The sequence below is a fragment of the Rubrivivax albus genome (assembly GCF_004016515.1).
Classification (GTDB): domain Bacteria; phylum Pseudomonadota; class Gammaproteobacteria; order Burkholderiales; family Burkholderiaceae_C; genus Rubrivivax; species Rubrivivax albus.
Genome location: NZ_SACT01000008.1, coordinates 250802 through 271362, shown reverse-complemented (window position 1 = coordinate 271362; position 20561 = coordinate 250802). Strand labels below are relative to the sequence as shown.

At 70.5% G+C, this 20561-nt stretch carries 16 protein-coding genes; 6 read left to right on the top strand and 10 right to left on the bottom strand.

Annotated elements, in window-relative coordinates:
• The 6 genes from ENE75_RS20690 to ENE75_RS20665 all read left to right on the top strand — a co-directional run.
• The coding region (locus tag ENE75_RS20690) for a calcium-binding protein (protein WP_310733645.1) at nucleotides 1-2852 on the top strand (2852 nt) is incomplete at its 5' end.
• A 22-nt stretch (nucleotides 2853-2874) separates the two neighbouring features.
• Complete coding sequence (locus ENE75_RS20685) at nucleotides 2875-4545, top strand: type I secretion system permease/ATPase (protein ID WP_128200240.1); 1671 nt, start codon at nucleotides 2875-2877, stop codon at nucleotides 4543-4545.
• Nucleotides 4542-5879 (top strand): HlyD family type I secretion periplasmic adaptor subunit, encoded by a 1338-nt coding sequence (locus ENE75_RS20680; protein WP_128200239.1) that lies wholly within the window; start codon nucleotides 4542-4544, stop codon nucleotides 5877-5879. Before ENE75_RS20685 ends, ENE75_RS20680 begins: the two co-directional genes overlap by 4 nt.
• Nucleotides 5876-7003, top strand: coding sequence for a glycosyltransferase family 4 protein (locus ENE75_RS20675; protein ID WP_128200238.1), 1128 nt, complete (start codon nucleotides 5876-5878; stop codon nucleotides 7001-7003). The genes ENE75_RS20680 and ENE75_RS20675 overlap by 4 nt, the downstream gene beginning before the upstream one ends.
• A complete protein-coding gene (locus ENE75_RS20670) occupies nucleotides 7000-8148 on the top strand; it encodes a glycosyltransferase (protein ID WP_128200237.1) in 1149 nt (382 codons plus the stop codon). The genes ENE75_RS20675 and ENE75_RS20670 overlap by 4 nt, the downstream gene beginning before the upstream one ends.
• A complete protein-coding gene (locus tag ENE75_RS20665; RefSeq protein ID WP_199232374.1) occupies nucleotides 8145-9632 on the top strand; it encodes a glycosyltransferase family 4 protein in 1488 nt (495 codons plus the stop codon). The genes ENE75_RS20670 and ENE75_RS20665 overlap by 4 nt, the downstream gene beginning before the upstream one ends.
• 27 nt (nucleotides 9633-9659) lie before the next feature.
• Here the strand turns inward: ENE75_RS20665 and ENE75_RS20660 are convergent, their stop codons facing one another.
• The 10 genes from ENE75_RS20660 to gmd form a co-directional block, all read right to left on the bottom strand.
• Complete coding sequence (locus ENE75_RS20660) at nucleotides 9660-10472, bottom strand: hypothetical protein (protein WP_128200235.1); 813 nt, start codon at nucleotides 10470-10472, stop codon at nucleotides 9660-9662.
• A complete protein-coding gene (locus ENE75_RS20655; RefSeq protein ID WP_128200234.1) occupies nucleotides 10469-11275 on the bottom strand; it encodes a hypothetical protein in 807 nt (268 codons plus the stop codon). Before ENE75_RS20655 ends, ENE75_RS20660 begins: the two co-directional genes overlap by 4 nt.
• Before the next feature lie 172 nt (nucleotides 11276-11447).
• Nucleotides 11448-12083: an SGNH/GDSL hydrolase family protein gene (locus ENE75_RS20650; protein WP_158289033.1), complete on the bottom strand. Its 636-nt coding sequence runs from the start codon at nucleotides 12081-12083 to the stop codon at nucleotides 11448-11450.
• A gap of 128 nt (nucleotides 12084-12211) precedes the next feature.
• On the bottom strand, nucleotides 12212-13288 hold the full coding sequence (locus ENE75_RS20645; RefSeq protein WP_128200232.1) for a GSCFA domain-containing protein: 1077 nt from the start codon (nucleotides 13286-13288) through the stop codon (nucleotides 12212-12214).
• Nucleotides 13285-15618: a WcbI family polysaccharide biosynthesis putative acetyltransferase gene (locus ENE75_RS20640; protein ID WP_128200231.1), complete on the bottom strand. Its 2334-nt coding sequence runs from the start codon at nucleotides 15616-15618 to the stop codon at nucleotides 13285-13287. Before ENE75_RS20640 ends, ENE75_RS20645 begins: the two co-directional genes overlap by 4 nt.
• A gap of 171 nt (nucleotides 15619-15789) precedes the next feature.
• Nucleotides 15790-17046 (bottom strand): glycosyltransferase family 2 protein, encoded by a 1257-nt coding sequence (locus ENE75_RS20635; protein WP_158289032.1) that lies wholly within the window; start codon nucleotides 17044-17046, stop codon nucleotides 15790-15792.
• A gap of 10 nt (nucleotides 17047-17056) precedes the next feature.
• Nucleotides 17057-17707 (bottom strand): sulfotransferase family protein, encoded by a 651-nt coding sequence (locus tag ENE75_RS20630; RefSeq protein WP_128200229.1) that lies wholly within the window; start codon nucleotides 17705-17707, stop codon nucleotides 17057-17059.
• A 3-nt stretch (nucleotides 17708-17710) separates the two neighbouring features.
• A complete protein-coding gene (gene fcl / locus ENE75_RS20625) occupies nucleotides 17711-18667 on the bottom strand; it encodes a GDP-L-fucose synthase (protein ID WP_128200228.1) in 957 nt (318 codons plus the stop codon).
• A complete protein-coding gene (locus tag ENE75_RS20620) occupies nucleotides 18664-19395 on the bottom strand; it encodes a sulfotransferase family protein (protein WP_128200227.1) in 732 nt (243 codons plus the stop codon). The genes fcl and ENE75_RS20620 overlap by 4 nt, the downstream gene beginning before the upstream one ends.
• 6 nt (nucleotides 19396-19401) lie before the next feature.
• On the bottom strand, nucleotides 19402-20529 hold the full coding sequence (gene gmd, locus ENE75_RS20615) for a GDP-mannose 4,6-dehydratase (RefSeq protein ID WP_128200226.1): 1128 nt from the start codon (nucleotides 20527-20529) through the stop codon (nucleotides 19402-19404).
• Nucleotides 20530-20561: the final 32 nt, after the last annotated feature.

Here is a 20561-nt window from a genome sequence, read left to right as displayed (position 1 = left end):
AGAAGGCGGGCACGGCGACCTTCATGGTCACGCTGGGTGAGGCGGTGGGGCAGAACAGCACCAGCACGGTGACGGTGGACTACGCCACGGCCAACGGCAGCGCGGTGGCGGGCAGCGACTACGTGGCGACCAGCGGCACGCTGAGTTTTGCGCCTGGTGAGTCGGTCAAGCTGGTGACGGTGGACCTGATCGACGACGGCACGGCCGAAGGGGCCGAGAGGTTCTACCTGAACCTGAGCAACGCCGTTGGTGCACAGATTTCAGACGCATCCGGTGCGGCGAGCATCGCGCTCAGTGATGGCGCGTTGGCAGCGTCTCCAGTCGTTTCCGTCATCGACAAGACGGTGGTCGAGCGAGCAGGGTTCGTGGACGTGGCGGTTTCGCTCAGCGCGGCAAGCGCCTCAACGGTCTCGGTGAGTTACACCACGGCCAACGTGACGGCCGCCAACGGCAGCGACTATCAAGGTGTCAGCGGAAGCCTGAGCTTCCTGCCCGGTGAGACCGTCAAGTACATCCGCGTCGAACTGATCAACAACGGTACGTCGGAATCCAGCGAAACCTTCCGCATCAACCTGAGCGGTGCCACCAACGCCAGTATCGGCACGAGTTTCGGCACCGTCACCATCGCCGACGATGACGCCCCCGGCGTGCAGGTCTTCGCCTACGGTGACAGCGACGACACCTACACGGTCGACGAAGCGACGGATGTGATCATCGAGAACGAGGACGGCGGCACCGACACGGTGATCGCCAGCATCGACTATGTGCTGGGCGCGCACCTGGAGAACCTGACGCTCGAGTCGCCGGCGACGACGGGCACGGGCAACGACCTGGACAACGTGCTCACCGGCAACGCGCTGGACAACACCTTGACCGGCTTCGCCGGCAACGACACCCTGGACGGCGGCGGTGGTGCCGACAGCATGACCGGTGGCACCGGCGACGACCTGTACTACGTCAACAACGCCGGCGACGTGGTGGTGGAGAACCCGGGCGAAGGCACCGACACCGTGCGCGCCAACATCAGCTACACGCTGGGCAGCGGCCTGGAGCACCTGATCCTCACCGGCAGCGCCAACATCAGCGGCACCGGCAACGGCCAGGCCAACCAGATCACCGGCAACGCCGGCAACAACCTGATCGACGGCAAGGCCGGTGCCGACACTATGGCCGGTGGCGCCGGCGACGACAGCTACGTCGTCGACGACGCCGGCGACACCGTGACCGAAGCCGCCGGTGCCGGCATCGACAGCGTCAGCGCCAGCGTGAGCTTCACGCTCGGCGACAACGTCGAGAACCTCACGCTCACCGGCACCGCCGACCTGGACGGCACCGGAAACGGAGAGAACAACGCCCTGACCGGCACCAGCGGCGCCAACACGCTCAACGGCCTGGGCGGCGACGACGTCATCCTGGGCCTGGGCGGTGACGACGTCCTCGACGGCGGCGCCGGCAACGACACCCTCAACGGCGGCGGCGGCAGCGACAGCCTGCGCGGCGGCGGTGGCGACGACACCATGATCGGCGGCGGCGGCAACGACAGCTACTCCGTCGCGCAGGCCGGCGACCAGGTGATCGAAGTGGCCGGTGGCGGCTACGACACCGTCACCAGCAACATCGACTACACCCTGGGCGACGAGGTCGAAGCCCTGGTGCTCGCCGGCAGCGCCGCCAACGGCACCGGCAACCTGCTCAACAACAACCTGCAGGGCAACAACGCGGCCAACACCCTCACCGGCCTGGGTGGCGCCGACAAGCTCTTCGGGCTGGCCGGCGCCGACACCCTGGTCGGCGGCGGCGGCGACGATCAGCTCGACGGCGGCACCGGCATCGACACGATGATCGGCGGCACCGGTGGCGACACCTACATCGTCGACCACGCCTCCGACCTCATCGTCGAGTCAGTGGGCGGCGGCTTCGACATCGTGCGCACCAGCGTCGACTACACCCTGGCCGCCGGCGTGGAGGTCGAGCGCTTCGAGCTCAAGGGCTCGGCCACCACGGCCACCGGCAACGAGTTCGGCCAGGTCATGGTGGGCACCGCCGGCAACGACGTGCTCAACGGCGAAGGCGGCAACGACAACCTCAAGGGCGGCGCCGGCGACGACACGCTCAACGGCGGCAGCGGCAACGACACCCTCAACGGCGGCGGCGGCGGCGACGCCATGGCCGGCGGCGCGGGCAACGATTTGTACCTGGTCAACAACGCCTTCGACACTGCCGTGGAGCTGGCAGGTGAAGGTACCGACAGCGTGCAGTCCAGTGTCGACTTCGTGCTCGGGGCCAACGTCGAGAACCTGACCCTGATCGGCAGCGCACAGATCGGCACCGGCAACGCGGGCAACAACCAGCTCACCGGCAATGGTGCCGCCAACACGCTCACCGGCGGCGCCGGCAACGACGCTATCACCACCGGCGGCGGCGCCGACCGGGTGGTGCTGGACAGCCTGGTGGGCAGCGACACCATCAGCGACTTCACCAGTGGCGTGGACAAGCTCGTGGTCAGCCAGGCGGCCATCGCGATCCGCAACGGCGACACGTCGGTGGACAACGCCACCACCATTGCCGGGCCGGGGGGCTTCGCGGTCAATGCCGAGTTCGTCGTCGTCACCGGGGACATCACCGGCGGCATCACGGCGGCCAAGGCGGCGGCGGCCATCGGCAGCGCCAGCAGCGGCTACAGCGTGGGGGCCACGCGGTTGTTCATGGTGGACAACGGCGTGGACAGCGCGCTGTACCTGTTCACCGCGGGCGATGCCGATGCGGCGGTGGAGACCGCCGAGCTCACGCTGCTGGCCACGCTCAGCGGCACCGGCGCCACCACCACCACCGACCTGATCTTCGGGCCCTGACCACCCGCCGGACACACGAAGGATGACGACACAGCGCCTCCTGCACCTGCTGCGCACGCCGCTGCGCACCGCCCTGGTCTTCAGCATGGTGGCCAACCTGGCCCTGCTGGCGCCATCGCTGTTCATGCTCCAGGTCTTCGACCGGGTGCTGACCACCCGCAGCGTGGAAACGCTGCTGGTGATGGCGGCCATCGCGCTCTTCACGCTGGCGCTGATGGGGGTGCTGGAGCACTACAGGGCGCGCACGCTGTCGGCCATGGGCCTGCTCTGTGAACGTGAGCTGGGGCCGACGCTGATTGCGCGCGCGCTGCGCGCCGGGCCGGAGGATCCAGCGGCGCGCGAAGGCCTGCAGGACCTGGCCCGCGTGCGCGCCTTCGTTTCCGGCGCCGGCGTGCTGGCGCTGCTGGACGCGCCCTGGACGGTGTTCTACCTTGCGCTGATCTTCCTCTTCCACCCCGTGCTCGGTGGCCTGGCCACCGCGTGCGTGGCGGCGCTGGTGCTGCTGGCGTGGGTGAACGAACGCCTCACGCGGGCGCCCATCGAGGCGCTGGGCGAGGCCAATCGTGCCGCGGCGCGACAGATCGACGCAGCGGTGCGCCAGGCCGAGCCGGTCGTGGCCCTGGGCATGGTGCCGGCGGTGGTGGCGCGCTGGCTGGCGGCCAGCGACCTGGGACAGGCGCGCGCACTGTCGTTGTCGGCCGTCAGCGCCGCGGTCACGGCGCTGTCCCGGGTGGCACGCCAGTCGGTCCAGGTGGTGATGCTCGGTGTCGGTGCCTGGCTGGTGATCGGCGAGCGTGCCACGCCGGGCGTGATGCTGGCCACCACGATCATCCTGGCGCGGGCGCTGGCCCCGCTGGAACTGCTGGTGGGCAACTGGCGCACGGTGGTCGAGGCGCGCGCGGCCTACCGGCGATTGCGCACGCTGCTGGCTGGCGGCGACGAGGCCGCCGCGAAGACCGAACTGCCCCGCCCGCGCGGTGTGCTGCAGGTGGAGGGGTTGCAGTATGTGCCTCCGGGCGCCACGCGGCCCGTGCTGCGCGGCGTGAGCTTCGGCGTCGATCCTGGCGAGGTGCTGGCCGTGCTGGGCCCCAGCGGCGCCGGCAAGTCGACCCTGGTGCGTCTGCTGGTGGGCGCGGTGCCGCCCACCGCCGGCACGGTGCGCCTGGACGGCGCCGAGCTCTCGGCCTACGACGCGGACCGGCTCGGTGCGTGCGTGGGCTACCTGCCGCAGGACGTGGCGCTGTTTGCCGGCACGGTCGCCGAGAACATCGCGCGCCTGGGCGTGCCGGACGCCACGGCGGTGCTGCGCGCGGCCGAGCGTGCCCGCGTGCACGAGTTGCTGCTGCGCCTGCCGGCCGGGTACGACACACCGCTCGACGGCCCGCAGGGGGTGCGCCTGTCGGGGGGCCAACGCCAGCGTGTGGGCCTGGCGCGGGCCCTGTACGGCGACCCACCACTGGTCGTGCTCGACGAACCCGACGCCAGCCTGGATGCCGAGGGCGAGCGCGCGCTGGTGGAGGCCTTGCGGGGCCTCAAGGCCGCGGGCATGGCCGTGGTGGTGGTGTCGCAACGACGGGCCGTGCTCGCGGCGGCCGACCGTGTGCTCGTGCTGCGTGACGGCGCCGTCGAGCATGAGGGTTCGGTCGACAGCGTGATGCCGAGGCCGACGGCGATTGCCGGAGGTGCCGCATGAGCGTGACCCAGTTTCCCGCCGCTGCCGCGTCGCCCGGGCCCGAAGCCGCGCCTTATCTGGCGGTTCTGCTGGCACGCTGGCGCCGCGCCGGTCTGCTGGCCCTGGCCGGCTGGGCCGCGGTGGCGCTGCTGTGGTTCGTCGCCGCACCGATCTCCGGGGCCATCGTCGGTGGCGGCAGCGTCAAGGTCGAGGCCAACCGCCAGACGGTGAGCCACCGCGATGGCGGCATCGTGGCCCAGGTGCTGGTGCGCGAGGGCCAGGCCGTGGCGCGCGGGCAGACGCTGATCATGCTGGAGGACGAGCGCGTGGCCTCCAGCGTCGACCTGCTGCAGGCGCAGCTGCTGACCGAGCGCCTGCGCGTGGATCGGCTCACCGCGGAGCGGTCACTGGCATCGGCCTGGGCCGGCACGCTGCCGCCGGGTGCCGATGACGTGCGTGGGCGCGAGGCGCTGGCCCGCGAACGGGCCAACTTCCTGGCGCGCCGCCAGTCGCTGGACCGCCAGCTGCAGGCGGCTGCGGCCCAGATCGCCGACATCGACACCGAGATCGCGGCCCATCGCCGCAACGACGCGGCCTCCACGCAGGCCCTGGCCCTGCTGCGCGAGGAGATCGCCTCCAACGAGGCGCTGGCGCGCGAGAACTTCGTCAACCGCAGCCGCGTGATGACGCTGCAGCGCGGCGTGGCCGACTACGAGGCGCGCATCGAGGGTGCGCGGGCCGAGTCGGCGCAGGCGCGGCAGCGGCGTGCCGAACTGGCCGGCCGCATGGAGAGCCTGCGTGCCGCCTACGTGCAGCAGGCCAGCGAGGAACTGGCCGAAGCCGGGGCCCGGGTGGTCGACCTGGAGGAGCGCCTGCGGGCTGGCAGCGACACCGCGGGCCGTCAGGTGGTCACCGCGCCGGTGGCCGGGCGGCTGGTGAGCCTGCGTGTCAACACCGTGGGCTCCGCCGTGGGGCCACGCGAGCCGCTGGTGGACATCGTGCCGGTGGACGTGCCGCTGGTGGTGGAGGCGCGGGTGGGGCCGGACGCCGTGTCGGAACTGCGCCCCGGGCTGAAGGCCGAGGTGCGGCTCCTGGGCGCGCGTCAGCGCGAGGTGCCGCTGCTCGACGGCACGCTGGTGCAGGTCTCGGCCGATGCGCTGCACGACCCGCAGGGCGGGCCGCCGTATTTCCTGATCCAGGTCGAGGTGCCGGCCACGGAGGTGCAGTCCGCGGGTGTAACGTTGCACCCCGGCATGGCCACCGAAGTCTTCGTCACGACCTCCGACCGCACGGCACTGGATTTCCTGCTGGATCCGCTGCTGTCCGGTCTGCGGCGAAGCTTCCGCGAGCATTGACGGCGCGGGAGCCGGCGCCGCCACTGCGGCCGGTGTTCGTCAACGGCAAGTTCTGCGCGCAGCGCACGACGGGCGTGCAGCGCTATGCGCGCCACCTCCTCGTGGCCCTGGACGCCAGCCTGGCGGGGCACCCGGACGGCCGCACCTGGACGCTGCTGGTGCCGCCCGGCGCACAGGTGCCCACGCTGCGCGCGGTGCGGGTGCGCACGCTGTCCTGGGCCGGGCCCGGCGGGCTGCATGGCTGGGAGCAGGTGGCGCTGCCCTGGGCGGCGCGGCAGGGGCGCTTGTTGTGCCTGTCCGGTTCGGCGCCGGCGTGGGCCGCACGACTGGGCAGCGTGCTGCATGACGCGGCGGTGTTCGACCATCCCGAGGCATACTCCGCGCCTTTTCGGCGCTGGTACCGGTGGCTGTTCCGGCGGCTGGCCCGGCGCGCCGACCCGTTGATGACGATCTCCGGCTTTTCCCGCGACCGCCTGTCTGCCGCGCTGCAGGTGCCGGCATCGCGTTTCGACATCGTGCCGGGTGGTGCCGACCACATCGGCGCCGTCATGCCGGCCGATCTGCCGCCCGACCTGCAGGGCCGCCGCTTCGTCGTGGCCGTGGGCAGCGCCAATCCGACGAAGAACCTTGCCGTGCTGCAGGCCGCCTGGGCAAGGGTGCATGCGCCGGCGCATGTGCTGGTGCTGGCCGGCGGCAGCCACCCGCGCGTCTTCGCCGACGCCGGCACTTCGCCCGTGGGCGACCGGACGCTGGTCCTGACTTCGGTCGACGACGCGCTACTGGTAGCGTTGTACCGGCACGCTGATGCATTGGCCTTCCCGTCGGTCTACGAGGGATTCGGGCTGCCGCCGCTGGAGGCCATGCTCGAGGGCTGCCCGGTGCTGGCCGCTCACGCGGCGTCGCTCCCTGAGGTCTGCGGCGACGCTGCGTTGTACGTCGATCCGCGGGACATCGCGGGCATCGCTGCCGGACTGCAGCGCCTGGTCGACGATGCGGCATTGCGTGCGGACCTGCGGGCCCGCGGCCTGGCGCGCGCGGCCACCCTGACCTGGGCCGCCGCCGGCGCGCAGCTGCGGCAGGTGCTGGAGGCGCGCTGGCAAGTCGGGAAGGGCACGGGCCGGTGAAGGTCCTCCAGGTCTCCAAGTTCTACCCACCGGACCACGGCGGCATCGAGGCGGTGGCCCGTGACCTCAGCGCCGGCTTCGTCCGTGCCGGTCTGCAGGTCGAGGTCCTATGCGCCCACAAGCGCCGACCGAATGCAGAGGAAGTCGACTCGCTGGGCGTACGCGTTACCCGCGCCGGTTCGTTCGGGATGCTGATGTCGACGTCCATGGCGCCGGGGCTCGTCAGCGAACTGCGCCGACGCCGTGACGGCTACGACATCGTTCATGTGCACATGCCGGATCCGCTCGCCGCGTTGGCCGTGTGGGTGGCGCGGCCGCGCGGCCGCGTGGTGCTGCACTGGCACAGTGACGTGGTGCGCCAGCGTGTGGCACGGCACGCCTATGAGCCGCTGCAGCGGTGGTTGCTCCGGCGGGCCGACGCCGTGATTGCCACCAGCCCGCCTTATGCGGCCAGTTCGCCCTGGCTGCGCCTGGTGCGCGAGAAGGTCGTGGTCATTCCCATCGGCGCGCCAGTGCCCGGGGAGCCGACGGCGCGCCGCCTGGAACGCATCCGCCAGCGCCATGCCGGACGGCGCATCGTGTTTGCGCTGGGCCGCATGACCTACTACAAGGGCTGGGACCTGCTGGTGAAGGTGGTGCCCATGCTGCCGCCCGACGTAGACATCGTCATCGGCGGCGGTGGGCCCGATCTGGGGCGCTACCGCGCCCTGGCCGAGCAGGCCGGCGTGGCCGACCGGGTGCAGTTCGTCGGGCCGCTCTCGGCCGACAGCGTCGAGGCGTACTTTCGGTTGGCCGAGCTGTTCTGCATGGCCTCCACCGTGCGCGCCGAGGCCTATGGTGTGGCGGTGCTGGAGGCCATGGCACGCGGTGTGCCGGTGGTGGCCAGCGACATCCCGGGCTCGGGCATCGGTTGGCTGCACCGGCACGAGGTCAGTGGCCTGCAGGTGCCGCCCGGCGACGTGCCAGCGTTGGGCGCGGCGCTCAATCGGCTGCTGGCCGACCCGGCGTTGCGCGTGCGCTGCGGGCAGGCCGGCCGGGAGCGCTGGGCCCGCCACTTCAGCGCTGAGACAATGGCGGATCAGACCATCGCGCTGTACCGCCGCCTGCTGGCGGGCCGCGCACCTGCGGAAGCCCCCGAACCTTGAAGATCCTCCTGGAAATGCGCCCTGCCCTGGATGGCCATGCCGGCATCCCGCAGGAGGCGCGACTGCTCTTCCGTGGCCTCACCACCCTGCCGGGGTTGCAGGTCGAAGGACTCCTGCAGAGCAGCAACCGTGTCATCGCGCGTGGCTTGCCGCATCCGGACACCCCGGCCTATCGGCGCCTGAGCATCGACCAGCGCATCCATCGCCTGTCCCGGGTGGTGGTGTCGCTGCGGCCGAGCGAACGCCCGCGCATCGGCGAGCGCCTGGCCGACGCCCTGCGCGCCACGCTGGCCCCCGTGCGATTCGTCTCGCGTGCGGCGATCGGGCTGCGCGAACCACTGGGCTGGTTCGACGGCGAACCGTTCCGCGACTTCGTGTGGCGTGACCTGTTCGCTCGCACGCTGCCCGTGGAGGACCTGCCCACCGTGGCCAGTGCCCACATGCGTGTCGCGCGCGTGCCCTGGAACCTCGCGCATGCCATCGGCCTGTCCACGCGCAGGGTGGGAGGCCCGCTGTATCCGCGCATCGACACCCGCGGCTTCGACGTCATGATCGCCGAGACCCCCTATCCGGGCCGCGTGACGGCCGGGACGCACATGGTGGTGCGCTACCACGATGCGATCCCGCTGCTGATGCCCCACACCATCACCGACAAGTCGTTCCACCAGGCGTCCCACTACCACGCGCTGGCGCGCAACGTGAAGGACGGGGCCTGGTTCGCCTGCGTCTCCGAGGCCACACGGCGCGACCTGCTGACGGTGTTCCCGCAGGTGGAGCCACGGTGCGTGACCGTCCACAACATGGTGTCGCACCACTACTTTCCAGAGCAGACCTCGGCCGGTCGGCTGTTCGAGATCGTGCGCACGCGGCGCAACCAGCAGGTCAAGGGCACCGAGGCCGATGCCATGCGCTGGATCGGCCCCGGCCACCAGTACCTGCTGATGGTCTCGACGCTGGAGCCGCGCAAGAACCATGCGACCTTGCTGGCGGCCTGGGAGCAGCTCCGCCTGGAGCGCTTTCCGGAACTCAAGCTGCTCATCGTGGGCAGCCTGGGCTGGGACCACGCCGGCATCGTCAACCGGTTCAGGCCCTGGCTGGCCAGCGGTGACGTGCAGATGCTCGAGGAGGTGCCTGCGGGTGAACTTCGCCTGCTGTACCACCATGCCGCGGCCACGGTCTGCCCCAGCCTGGGCGAGGGCTTCGATTTCTCGGGAGTGGAGGCGATGCGCTGTGGCGGCGCCGTCGTGGCCTCCGACATCCCTGTGCATCGGGAGATCTTCGGCGATGCTGCGGCCTACTTCGAGACCTACTCGCCCGCGGACCTGGCGCGCGCCGTCACCGAGGTGATCGACCCGGTGGCGCCCGCGCTGCGCCATGCTCTGGTGGGGGCCGGCGAACGCGTGTCGCAGGCCTATCGGCCCGAGCAGGTGCTGCCGCAGTGGCAACGCTTCCTGGACAGCCTGCCACCCGCGACCCGTCGCTGAGGCGCCGGGTCGCGGGCCCGCCGCGTGTCAGGGCGCGGCGGAGTTGTTGACGGCGAAGTTGTCGAACTTGGCCGAAACGCTGACCGAACGCCGTGCGCTCGAGAAGCAGCTGGCCACTTCCGTGCGCGTGCCGATCTGTCGGAACAACTGGAACGGCGGCTGGCTGTCGCCGACCTCGTACGTGACGCTCTGCTTGGCGTTGCTGCCGCGCTGGAAGTTGAACCGATTCAGCTCGGGCTCCCATTCGACGCGCAGCGTTTCGGCCGTGTTGAGCGCACTGGCGCCGAGATCGACGCTGCCCAGGCCCGTGACCGAGTTGCAGTCGCTCGACAGGCACCGGTAGACCACACCCTCGACCCGGATCACGCCGGCACCGTCGCTGGAGTTGCTCTGGCGCACGAGGCGTACGACCGCGCCGACGTCGTCGATCCGGCTGGTCGGCACGCCGGCGCCGGCGTTGAAGAACTCGCCGATGATGCGCGCCTGGGCGACCGACGCCCGCTGGGTGTTCTCGGGGCAGCCCTCCACGACGTAATCGGTCATCGTGACCACGGCGCGCATCTGGCGGATGGCGTCCGTCGCATCGCGGATGTTCATGCCCCAGCTGGCGGCGGACGAAGAGTCGTCGCTGATCTGGGTGCCGATGTCCCGCTGCGTGAAGCGGGCCACGCCGTCCTTGACGATGCGCGTGCGCTCCAGGCCGCTCCAGCGGTCGGGGTTCATGGCCGTGGCGTTGTTGAAGTTGTCCCAGAGCGTGTAGCTCTCGGCCGCCGCCGCAGGGAGCATGGTGCTGCCGGCAACGAGCGCCAGCGCAATGGAGGTGAGTCGACGCTTGCTCATGGCCTGGCCTTGACGTTGACGCTGATGGTGTCGAAGGTGGCGTCGATCGACGCCGACGCGCGCGCGGCGGTGCAGTTGGGCACCTCGGTCCGCGTGCCGACGGTCTTGAAGGAGACCGACGGTTCGGTGCTGTCGTTGACCGTGTAGGCCACGGCACCGGAGGCAGCCCCGTTGTCGCGGATGAAGTGGAAGGTCTTGGCCGCACGGTCCCACTCCACGGCCAGGGTCACGCTGTCGCCGACATTGGCCGTGCCCAGTGCCACGGTGGTGCCGATCTGTCGCGCACCCTGGCAGGTGCTGTCCTGGCAGACCCCCACCCAGCCCTCGACGCGCAGCACGCCGGGGGCATCACCGGTGCTGGCAGAGCGGGCCAGCCACACCTGGGCCAGCACGTCGCCCAGGTTGCTGCCGGTGGTGCGCACGCCGGTGTTGAAGAACGTGCCCAGCAGCCGCGCCCGCACGCGGGCGTTGTAGCCGGTGTTCGCCGCGCAGTTGGTCAGGTCGAGCGCGCCGACGCGCACGATGCCACGGAGTTGCGTCACCGGCGTCGGTCGCGCCAGCGCCGCACTCCAGCTCAAGGCGGTGCCGTCGCTGTTGGACGTGTCGGCACCGACGTCGCGCTGCATCAGCCGCAGCGCGGTGCCGGTCAGGCCGCGGATGCGATCCTGGTCGGCCCAGACGTTGCCGTCGATCACCGTGTCTCCGAACGGGTCGACCACCGTGTACCCCTCGACGGCGGCCCATGCCGGTGCCAACGACGTTGCAGCGAGGAGGAACGGTGCCGCCATGCGGCTGATCTTCATGGAATGCTCCTTGATGGCGGCGCGGCAACGACCGCAGCCGGCGGCCGTCCATCGGCGCGCGAGCGAGAGCATGTACGCGGTGGCGGGTTGGCGTCAATCGGCAGCATCGTGCGGGCGGATGAAAACGCCGGAAGCCCCCCTTCCCAGGGGATGGCCCCGGCTGCTGCGATGCTCAGCCGCCAGGTGGCCGCACACAAAGCCCGCCGTCCAGTGCCGCCTGCACCTGATGCGCGATCAGCGCGTGGCCAGCGTCGTTCAGGTGAATGCCATCACCGGCCGCGTAGTCCGGGTGGATGCCGCCCGTCGGGCCCGCCAAGGTGGGTTGAAGCGGGACGAAGCACGGTCCCAGTTCGCCGGACAGCGCGCCGTCGATGGCGGCGAGAACCTCGCGCTGCGACGGTGCGAGATCGTTGCGCGGCTGTGTGCCGAGCACCAGGGTCGGTACGCCCGCAGCGGCCGCGGCCTGGCGGACCGTCAGGAGGTTGCCGACGGTCTCCCCGGCAGCGTAGCCGGCCGCGGTGTCGTTGCTTGGGAAGGAAAGGATCAACAGGCTGGGCTGGAGTGCCAGGGCGCTGTCCAGGCCGCGCCCCGGGTCCGGTGCCGGCCTGTCCAGGGGCGGTGTGGTGGCCGCGGGCAAGGCCGCGTAAGTGGTGCTGCCCCCGCGTGCGAGGTTCTGCACCTGCACGGCATGCACCGACTGCGTTCGCGCCAGGCGCGCCACCCAGCCTTGGCCGGGGGTAGCGCCGACGCCGACCGCACTGGAGGAGCCCAGCACGACCCAGGTGCCCGGTGCCACCACCGTGTTCACCGGCAACGGTCCCTCTGGTCGGCTGGGATCGCCGGTGCCGCCCCCACAGGCACCCAGACACACCAGCAACAGGAAGCCGGCCACGCGGCGCCCGGCCGCGCGCCTGGGACAGAGGGTCACCTGCGCTGTCATCGGGCGCCTCGGGGCCCCAACGCGTTCATGGCCGCGGTGATGGCCTCCTCGTCGCACACGACGTCGGGGGCATCCGGCAGGTGCAGCGCAGCCGGGGCCATGCCGGGCGCGGTGTCGTCACCGGCCGGCTGCAGGCAATGCCGGCTGAACAGACGCATCACGTGCTGCACGCCGATGTCGGTGACCTGGCGCAGGTCGTCGGCGTAGTAGCGGTTGCCCGCGGCCGGCGAGGTGATCACCTCGTAGGACGGAAAGTAGTGCACGTGCCCGAAACGACGTTCGGCTTCGTCTGCGGCCACCCGCAGCACGGCCTTGCTGGCTGCGGTGGACACCCAGACGTGGCGCGGCTCGAACGTGGCCGCCAGTGGCACCGGTGACACCGTGAGCACCCAGCGGCAGCCGGGGTTCACGTCTTGGACCCGCTCGACCAGGGTGGCGAGGTCGCTGCGCACGGCATCGACATCGAAGTTGACGAATTCGGTCTGCGCAGGGTCGTAGCGCCCACCGGCCACGCCCGGCGCCAGCGGAAACACGGCGCCGTCTTCGCGGTCGCGCCATGCTTCGGTGAGACCCAGCGTGAAGACCAGCCATTCGCTGGTCTCGAACAGCGTGCGCACGCAGGCCAGGTGGGCCTCACGCGCCTGCTGCACCTCGGCCTCGCTGGCAAAGCCCTCGGGTTCGACCTGCGGGCGGAACGGGTCGACGAAGCGCGACCCGCGGGCCCAGGCCTGGGCCCGCGGCTGGAATCGCCCGAACGCGCGATCGAACAGCTGCAGCGCCTGGCGCACCGTGTAGACGTTGCCATAGCGGGCCGAGAAGAGGCCGTACTGCCGCGCCTGTGCGGCCTCGGGCGCCAGGCCGGGTGGCGCCGGCTCGGTCACGTGATAGGTGCAGCCGCTGCGCTGCAGGTGGCGCGCGATGTGCTGGGCAAAGCAGCTTCCCAGCGTCGCCACGCGCTCCTGCGGACCGATGTGAAGGCGGGCGGTCACCGGATCCACGTGACCAGGCGCCACGGCACTCATGGCCCGGTTCCAGAACTGATGGCTCTCGCCGTCGGCGTAGGGATGGCTCATGGGGCGGATGCAGGGCGGTTGGTGCGGCCGGCCAGCGGCCCCAGCACGTCGGCCAGCTGCGCCATGTTCAGCGAACGCAGCTCCAGATCGGCCGGTGCGATGCCCTGCCGCTCGTAGCTGCGGAACGCCTGCTGCACGAAGGCACGCACGCCTTGCACGTACAGGTTGCGGGTCACGAACTTCCAGGTGTAACTGCCGCCGTCGAGCGCCAGCGCCTGGGCGATCTCCGGGTAGACCGGCCAGATGGTGCTGGACAGGCCGTCGGCGAGTTCGCCGGGCACCGGCGCGTCGAGCAAGGTGATGCCGGCCCGCCTGGCCGCGAGCCGAGCCAGCGCCGTCATGGCCGCCAGGCCAGGGTGGTTCGGCGTGTGCATGAAACAGCCCTGCCGCTGAATGTGCAGGGCGAAGCTCGCGTAGTCGGCCTTCAGGTCGCTGGCCTCGAAACTTCGACGCAGGTGGTCCATGGCGCGTGGCCACGCGTCCATGTAGCCCAGGCCCTCGTAGGCCTCGGGGCAGAACAGTGCCGCCGCGCGTTCGACACTCAGCCCGCGCGAGTAGGCCCACGCGGCGATCGCGGAGTTGTAATGCTGTTGCGTGAGCTGCTGCGTCCCACGGTGCTGGGCGTAGCAGACATCGGGGTGGAACGCGTTGAACATCAGCGCCGGCACCGTGACCAGTCTGGCGCCGGGCCGTGCCGTCTCGGCAAACGCCTCGCGAGCCAGCGTGTTGCCCGGGTTGATGAACCAGATGTCGGCCTTGGCGGCCAAGCTCTTCAGCTGCTTCCGGAAGGCATCGGGCTCGCGGTTCAGGCCGGTCAGCGGCATCACCTGCCGCACGGCGCAGCTGGCGGCCATCACGGCGGCCAGCCCGGGTGCCTGGCAGTTGCCGATCACCGCCACCGACGGCCCGTCCGCCCCATGGGCACCGACCTGCAAGGCGCGACCTGCGCCTGTGGCACCCTGTCGCTGCTGTCGTTGCAGGTACTCGGGCGACTCCAGGAACACCTGCACCAGCGCCCGCTGCGACGGCAGGTGCAGATGGCCGGCGATCGCCTCTTCGGACTCGGGTTCCCTGCCCAGGAACTGCTGATAGGCCCAGACGACGTCGTCCCGGCTGAGGCTGGACTTGGCGGCCCGCAGGCGACGCCATTGGCGGGCCAGCCTCAGGCCGCGAACGGCCAGGGCATGGTCGGAGTTCCGCAGCCAGTGCGACAGACCCTGGACCCACAGCCGCGGGCGTGATGCCGACAGGGCGACAGGTGTGTCCGCCTGCGCGGCGGCCTGTTCGGCTGCCTTGGCCAGCGTGTGCTGCGCCTGTTCGCGTGCGCGGGCGGCCTGCTTGCGCTGTGCGTTCAGGCGCTTCATCAGGTGCGGGCCCGCGCCGTCGCCCGGCTGTCGCCGCATGTAGTCGATCAGGCGCTGCTCGGCGCTCTTGAATCGGCCTTGCACGATCTCCACCTCCGCGAGCGTGCGCCGCGCCAGGTCGAGGTAGGGCGCGCGTTCCAGCGCACGACCCGCCAGCGCTTCGGCCCAGTTCGGCTTGCCGCGTGCCAGGCAGGCATTGGCCAGGGTCAGGAGGTACATGCCCGACTGCGCCTTGCGCCTCAGGTCGAGCACCGGAGGCGGCTCATCGCGCACGAGCGCACGCACGAAAGGCGTGATGAACCCGATCTCCGAGAGGAACTGGTTGGCAGGGTGACCCGCGTGGCGCAACGTCACGTAGGTTGCCGACGGCCAGCCGCGTCGGATCTCATGCTGCACGAAGTGCTGATCCTGCGTGTCCAGCGGGTCGTAGAACACCGTGGCCGGGCTGGTGGCCGGCCGTGCAGGGTCGAAGGCCTCGTGCCGGAACTTCACCAGGCGCTGCCAATGCGTGGTGCCGAAGCGCGGGTGCGCGGAGACCCGGGGCGAGCTGCTGATCACATGGTCGTAGCCGTCGCGGCAGAAGTACAGCACCGCGTAGGCGCCCAGGCTCGAGCCATACGCCAGGCGGCGCTGGTAGCGGGCCAACACCGGCCCCACGACGGCGTCGAAGGTGGCGCAGGACAACGGCTGGTAGAAGTTCTCCGCCTTCTTGCGCACGGACACCACGTCGGCGTGGCACTTCAGCAGGAAGTCCACGGCAAACGGCTTGGAACGCTGCGTCAGCAGGATCGGGTCGAAGGTGACCACCACGGCGGCAGGGCGCACGGGCAGCGTGGTCAGTTCGATGATGACGTCGTCGGTCTCCAGCAGCACCTCGTGCGCTGCACCATGCGCGGCGGCGATCGCCTGGCCGGGCGACAGCATGGCCTCGGCAGGCGCGTGGGAAGCGGTATGGGTCGGGGTCAAGCGCGTTGGCGTCCGGGGGCGTGACACGGGTTCACGGGCAGGCGGGCTTCATTGTCGCCGCTGCGGGCTCCGCGCCTGCGGTGCGGCGGTGCCGGGACGCGGCGCCGTGGGGTCGGGTCGACGATGCCTCGCGCGCGGCACGGTGCACCGTTCGGGGACGCGCGCGGTCGGTCACGGGGCCAGCAGTTCCACCGCATCCACGCGCCAGGCCACCAGCCGCGTGTCCTGTGGATTCATGCCGCTGTGGGCCGGCACGAAACCCGGCTCGGCCGTGATGCGCAGGGTGAGCTCCGCGCCCGGCAGCTGCGGCAACGGCAGCAGCACGCTGAAGGTGCCGGGTGTCGAGGTGCCGCCGGTCCACGTGCCGCCGGACCCGGCGCTGTCGTCCAGACCGTCGACGCGCAGCCGCAGGGGCCCGCGGTGCGGTGCCGCATGGCGAGCCCACAGACGCAGCCAGCGCCACGGGGCGGCAGGCTGACGAAGGCGCAGCGCCGTTCGCGGTGCGCACCAGCCGTCAGGAAACACGTCGATGGCATGGTCGGCCCCGGCCATCTGCAGGCCGCGGTGCGCAGCACGCAGCTGCGAGGGCGTGCGCGGCGCCCCTGGGGCCAGCCACGGCGCGGCCTCGTCGAACAGGGCCTGCATGGACGCCGTGGGCTCGCCGAGGTCGGCAGGGAAGGGGTGCCGCGCCAGCGCCTCGCAGACGTGGGTGACCAGCCAGTGCGCCGGTGCCGGGCACACGTGTCTGGCGACCACCTGTACCCCCTCCAGCGCCACCTGGCGCCGCATGCGCAGCGTGATCCCATCGTCGTGCAGCCGCGAGAGCGCCTGCACTTCAGGGACCTGGCCGATGCGCCCCGGGAACGCCTTCCAGAGCCGCAACCAGTATTCGTAGTCGAAGGCGGTGCGCAGACCCGTGTCCAGCGGCCCGAGCGCCGCGATCGCTTCGCGACGCAGGAACATCGTGGGCTGGCAGATCGGGCAGCCGTCGGCCCAGGCCGTCAGCGGCGTGTCGGGCGGGCGCGTGGGGTAGGTCCCCAGCGAACGCCCCTGCAGATCCACATGCTCGCCCTCGCCATACACCGCCACCCAGTCCGGGTGCGCCGACAGTGCGGCCAGGGCACGCGCGGCTGCACCCGGCGTGTAGAGGTCGTCCGAGTTCAGCCAGCCGATCACGGGGGCACGGCAGCGCGCCATCGCCCGGTTGACGGCATCGGCAGGTCCGCCATCGGGCTCCGAGACCCAGTGCAGCCGTCCAGGGTATCGGGTCGCCAGGGCGGCCAGAAGCGCCTGCGTGCCGTCGGTGCTGGCGCCGTCTGCAACCACCAGCTCCAGCGCCACGTCCGCCTGTGACATGACGCTGGATACCGCGCTGTCGATGAAGGCTGCCTGGTTGCGGGTCGGCATGACCACGCTGAGGGCAGGCATCGTGGCCGTGTCAGGCGTCATCCAGGTTTCCGGTGTCGTACCCGCGCGCGCTGAACCAGCCGGCATGGGCAGAGACGATCTGCCTGGCCAGGTCTTCCGGCATCCCGTTGCGCCACGACCCGGCCCGGCCGTCGGTCACGTGGCCCCGGTGCAGCAGGGTCAGCTCGTGATAGGCCTCGTTGCGCGGGCCTTCGCTTTCGAAGGACAGACCCTCGAGTTCGCGCTGAACGGCCGCCGGGTCGATGTCGGGCAGCTTCAACGCATTCGCGAGACGGACGAGTTCCCGCCGCGGGTCGGCCAGCATGGCCTCGTAGCGCATGACGTGGTCGGCGCGGGTCATCCAGCGGGCATCCTGGCGGACCAGGTAGTCGGCGAACTGCAGGCTCAGCGCACCGCCGAACTTCCGGTGCTGGCTGGCCATGGCATCGCGCAGATCACGGTAGGACCAGGTGACGAACTCGGCCTGCGTCACCAGGGCGTCGTCCCACTCGTGGATCTTCACCAGCCGGCAGGCGGCAGTGGCCGGCAGCCGGCCGATGTCGCCCACCCAGCCGCAGGCCAGTTCGCCCGGGCCCGGGAACCGCCGCGCCAGCATCAGCCGCAGGGCGTTGTAGAGCCAGGTGCTGCCGGAGCGCGGCATGCCCGCGGAAAGCACAAGCATCGATCAGGCCGCCAACGAGCGGCGGAAGGCGGCGTAGGCGTCGTGCAGGCCTTCGTCCAGGCCGATGCGGGCGCGCCAGCCCAGCGACGCCAGACGCGAGACGTCCATCAGCTTGCGCGGCGTGCCATCGGGCTTGCTCGTGTCCCAGGTCAGGCGCCCCTTGAAGCCGCTGACGCGGGCGATGGTTTCGGCCAGCTCGCGGATCGTGCAGTCGACACCGGTGCCCACGTTGATGTGGCTGAGCATGGGTTGCGTGTGCGCCTGGTAGGTCGCGTCGTCCAGTCGCATCACGAACACGCTGGCCTCGGCCATGTCGTCCACGTGCAGGAACTCGCGCATCGGTGTCCCGCTGCCCCAGATCACCACCTCGGGTGCGTCGGCCTGTACCGCCTCATGGAACCGCCGCAGCAGGGCCGGGATGACGTGCGAGTTCTCCGGGTGGTAGTTGTCGCCGGGCCCGTAAAGGTTGGTCGGCATGACGCTGCGGTAGTCGCGTCCGTACTGGCGGTTGTAGCTCTCGCAGAGCTTGATGCCGGCGATCTTGGCGATGGCGTAGGGTTCGTTGGTGGCCTCGAGCGTGCCGGTGAGCAGCGCGTCCTCGCGCATCGGCTGCGGTGCGAGCCGGGGATAGATGCAACTGGAACCCAGGAACAGCAGATGCTGCACGTCCGTGGTGTGTGCCGCGTGCACCACGTTGGCCTCGATCATCAGGTTCTGATAGATGAACTCGGCCGGGTAGGTGTTGTTCGCGTGGATGCCGCCGACGCGGGCGGCGGCCAGGATCACCCGGTCCGGTCTTTCGACCTGGAAGAACCGGTGCACCGCGGCCTGATCCGTCAGGTCCAGCTCGTGGTGCGCACGTGTCAGGATCTCGCAGCCGCCTTCGGCCTGCAGGCGGCGCACGATGGCCGAGCCCACCATGCCGCGGTGGCCGGCGACGAAGATGCGTTCGGGCTTCATGCGGGGGCATCCTCGGGGTCGTACCCCAGCAGCTCGAAGTCACGTGCATAGATGCGGCGCACCGCCGCGGCACATTCCGGCGTGTAGTGCTGTGCCACCTTCTCGTCCGTGCCGCTGCCCGGAAAGCGGATCGCCTCACGGGTGGGGAACGGGGCGTCGCAACGCATGCGCTGCAGCAGTTCGGCGGCGTCGGCCTGCAGGCGCTCGAAGCGACCGATGAAGTCGAAGTGCACTCGGTCGGGCGCGATCAGCTGGTGCTGCGGCAGCCAGTGCTCGTCCTGCGCCCAGGGGTGCTGCGGCGCACCCTCCACGAAGGCCAGGAATTCACCGAAGCCGACGGCGTCGATCTCGCGGCCGCGTCTGGCGTGCCACTGGCGGATGCCGGCGTGGACCTGGCGGAAGTGCACCTCGCTGGCCTGCCCCTCGGGGTGGTTGAAGCGCTCGACCTTGTTCAGGTACCCCGACAGGGCACGGCTGTAGGGGTTGCGGACGAAGCCGTACTTCGGCACGTCGGCATCGTCCAGGAGCGCCTGCGCCTGGGCCGGCGCCAGGGTGTCGAGGTAGGTCAGGCCGCCAGCCTGGCGGTCGTGGGCCAGACGCGGGTTCAGCGGGTCGGGCTGTCCTTCCAGCAGGCGGAAGATGGACTTCCAGTTCGTGCAGGCGACCTTGGGCACGTAGCCGAAGACGAAGCCCCGGCTGCGCACATGGATGAAGTTCTTGAGTTGCATCGGGGTTCAGTTCCCGCCCGGCTCGCGCGAGACCGGCATGGCGTGCCCGTGGGCACGAAGCAGTGCCGTGCGCTGTGCTGCCTTGAGATCCTCGGCCACCATTTCGGCACACATCTGCTGAACGGTGATCTCCGGTGTCCAGCCGAGCTTCTGCTTGGCCTTGGTGGGGTCGCCCAGAAGCGTCTCCACCTCGGCCGGGCGGAAGTAGCGCGGGTCGACCGCGACGATGCAGTCACCGACCCGGACCGCCGGAGCCTTGTCGCCACGGACGGACTCGACGATGCCCTTCTCGTCCACGCCCCGGCCCTCGAAGCGCAGCTTGATGCCCAGTTCCGCTGCTGACCACTGGATGAACTGCCGCACCGAGTACTGCACGCCGGTGGCGATGACGAAGTCCTCGGGCTGGTCCTGCTGCAGCATCATCCACTGCATGCGCACGTAGTCCTTGGCATGGCCCCAGTCGCGCAGCGCATCGAGGTTGCCCATGAACAGGCATTTCTCCAGGCCCTGTGCGATGTTGGCCAGGCCGCGCGTGGCCTTGCGGGTCACGAAGGTCTCACCACGGCGCGGGCTCTCGTGGTTGAACAGGATGCCGTTGCACGCGTACATGCCATAGGCCTCCCGGTAGTTCACGGTGATCCAGTAGGCGTACATCTTGGCCACGGCGTAGGGGCTGCGCGGGTAGAACGGCGTAGTCTCCTTCTGCGGGATCTCCTGCACCAGGCCATAGAGCTCGCTGGTGCTGGCCTGGTAGAACCGGGTCTTCCCGGTCAGGCCCAGGAAACGGATGGCCTCCAGCAGCCGCAGCGTGCCGATCGCATCCACATCCGCCGTGTACTCGGGCGCTTCGAAGCTCACGGCCACGTGGCTCTGTGCACCGAGGTTGTAGACCTCGTCGGGCTGCACCTGCTGCAGGATGCGCGTGAGGTTGGAGCTGTCGGTGAGGTCGCCGTAGTGCAGCACGAAGCGCTGGTGCTCGACGTGCGGATCTTCGTAGATGTGGTCCACCCGCTGGGTGTTGAACAGCGACGCACGGCGCTTGATGCCATGCACCTCGTAGCCCTTGTCGAGCAGGAACTCGGCGAGGTAACTGCCATCTTGGCCAGTGATGCCGGTGATGAGGGCTCTTTTCATGGGGTGCCAGACGACGGTCAAACCCGAGATTT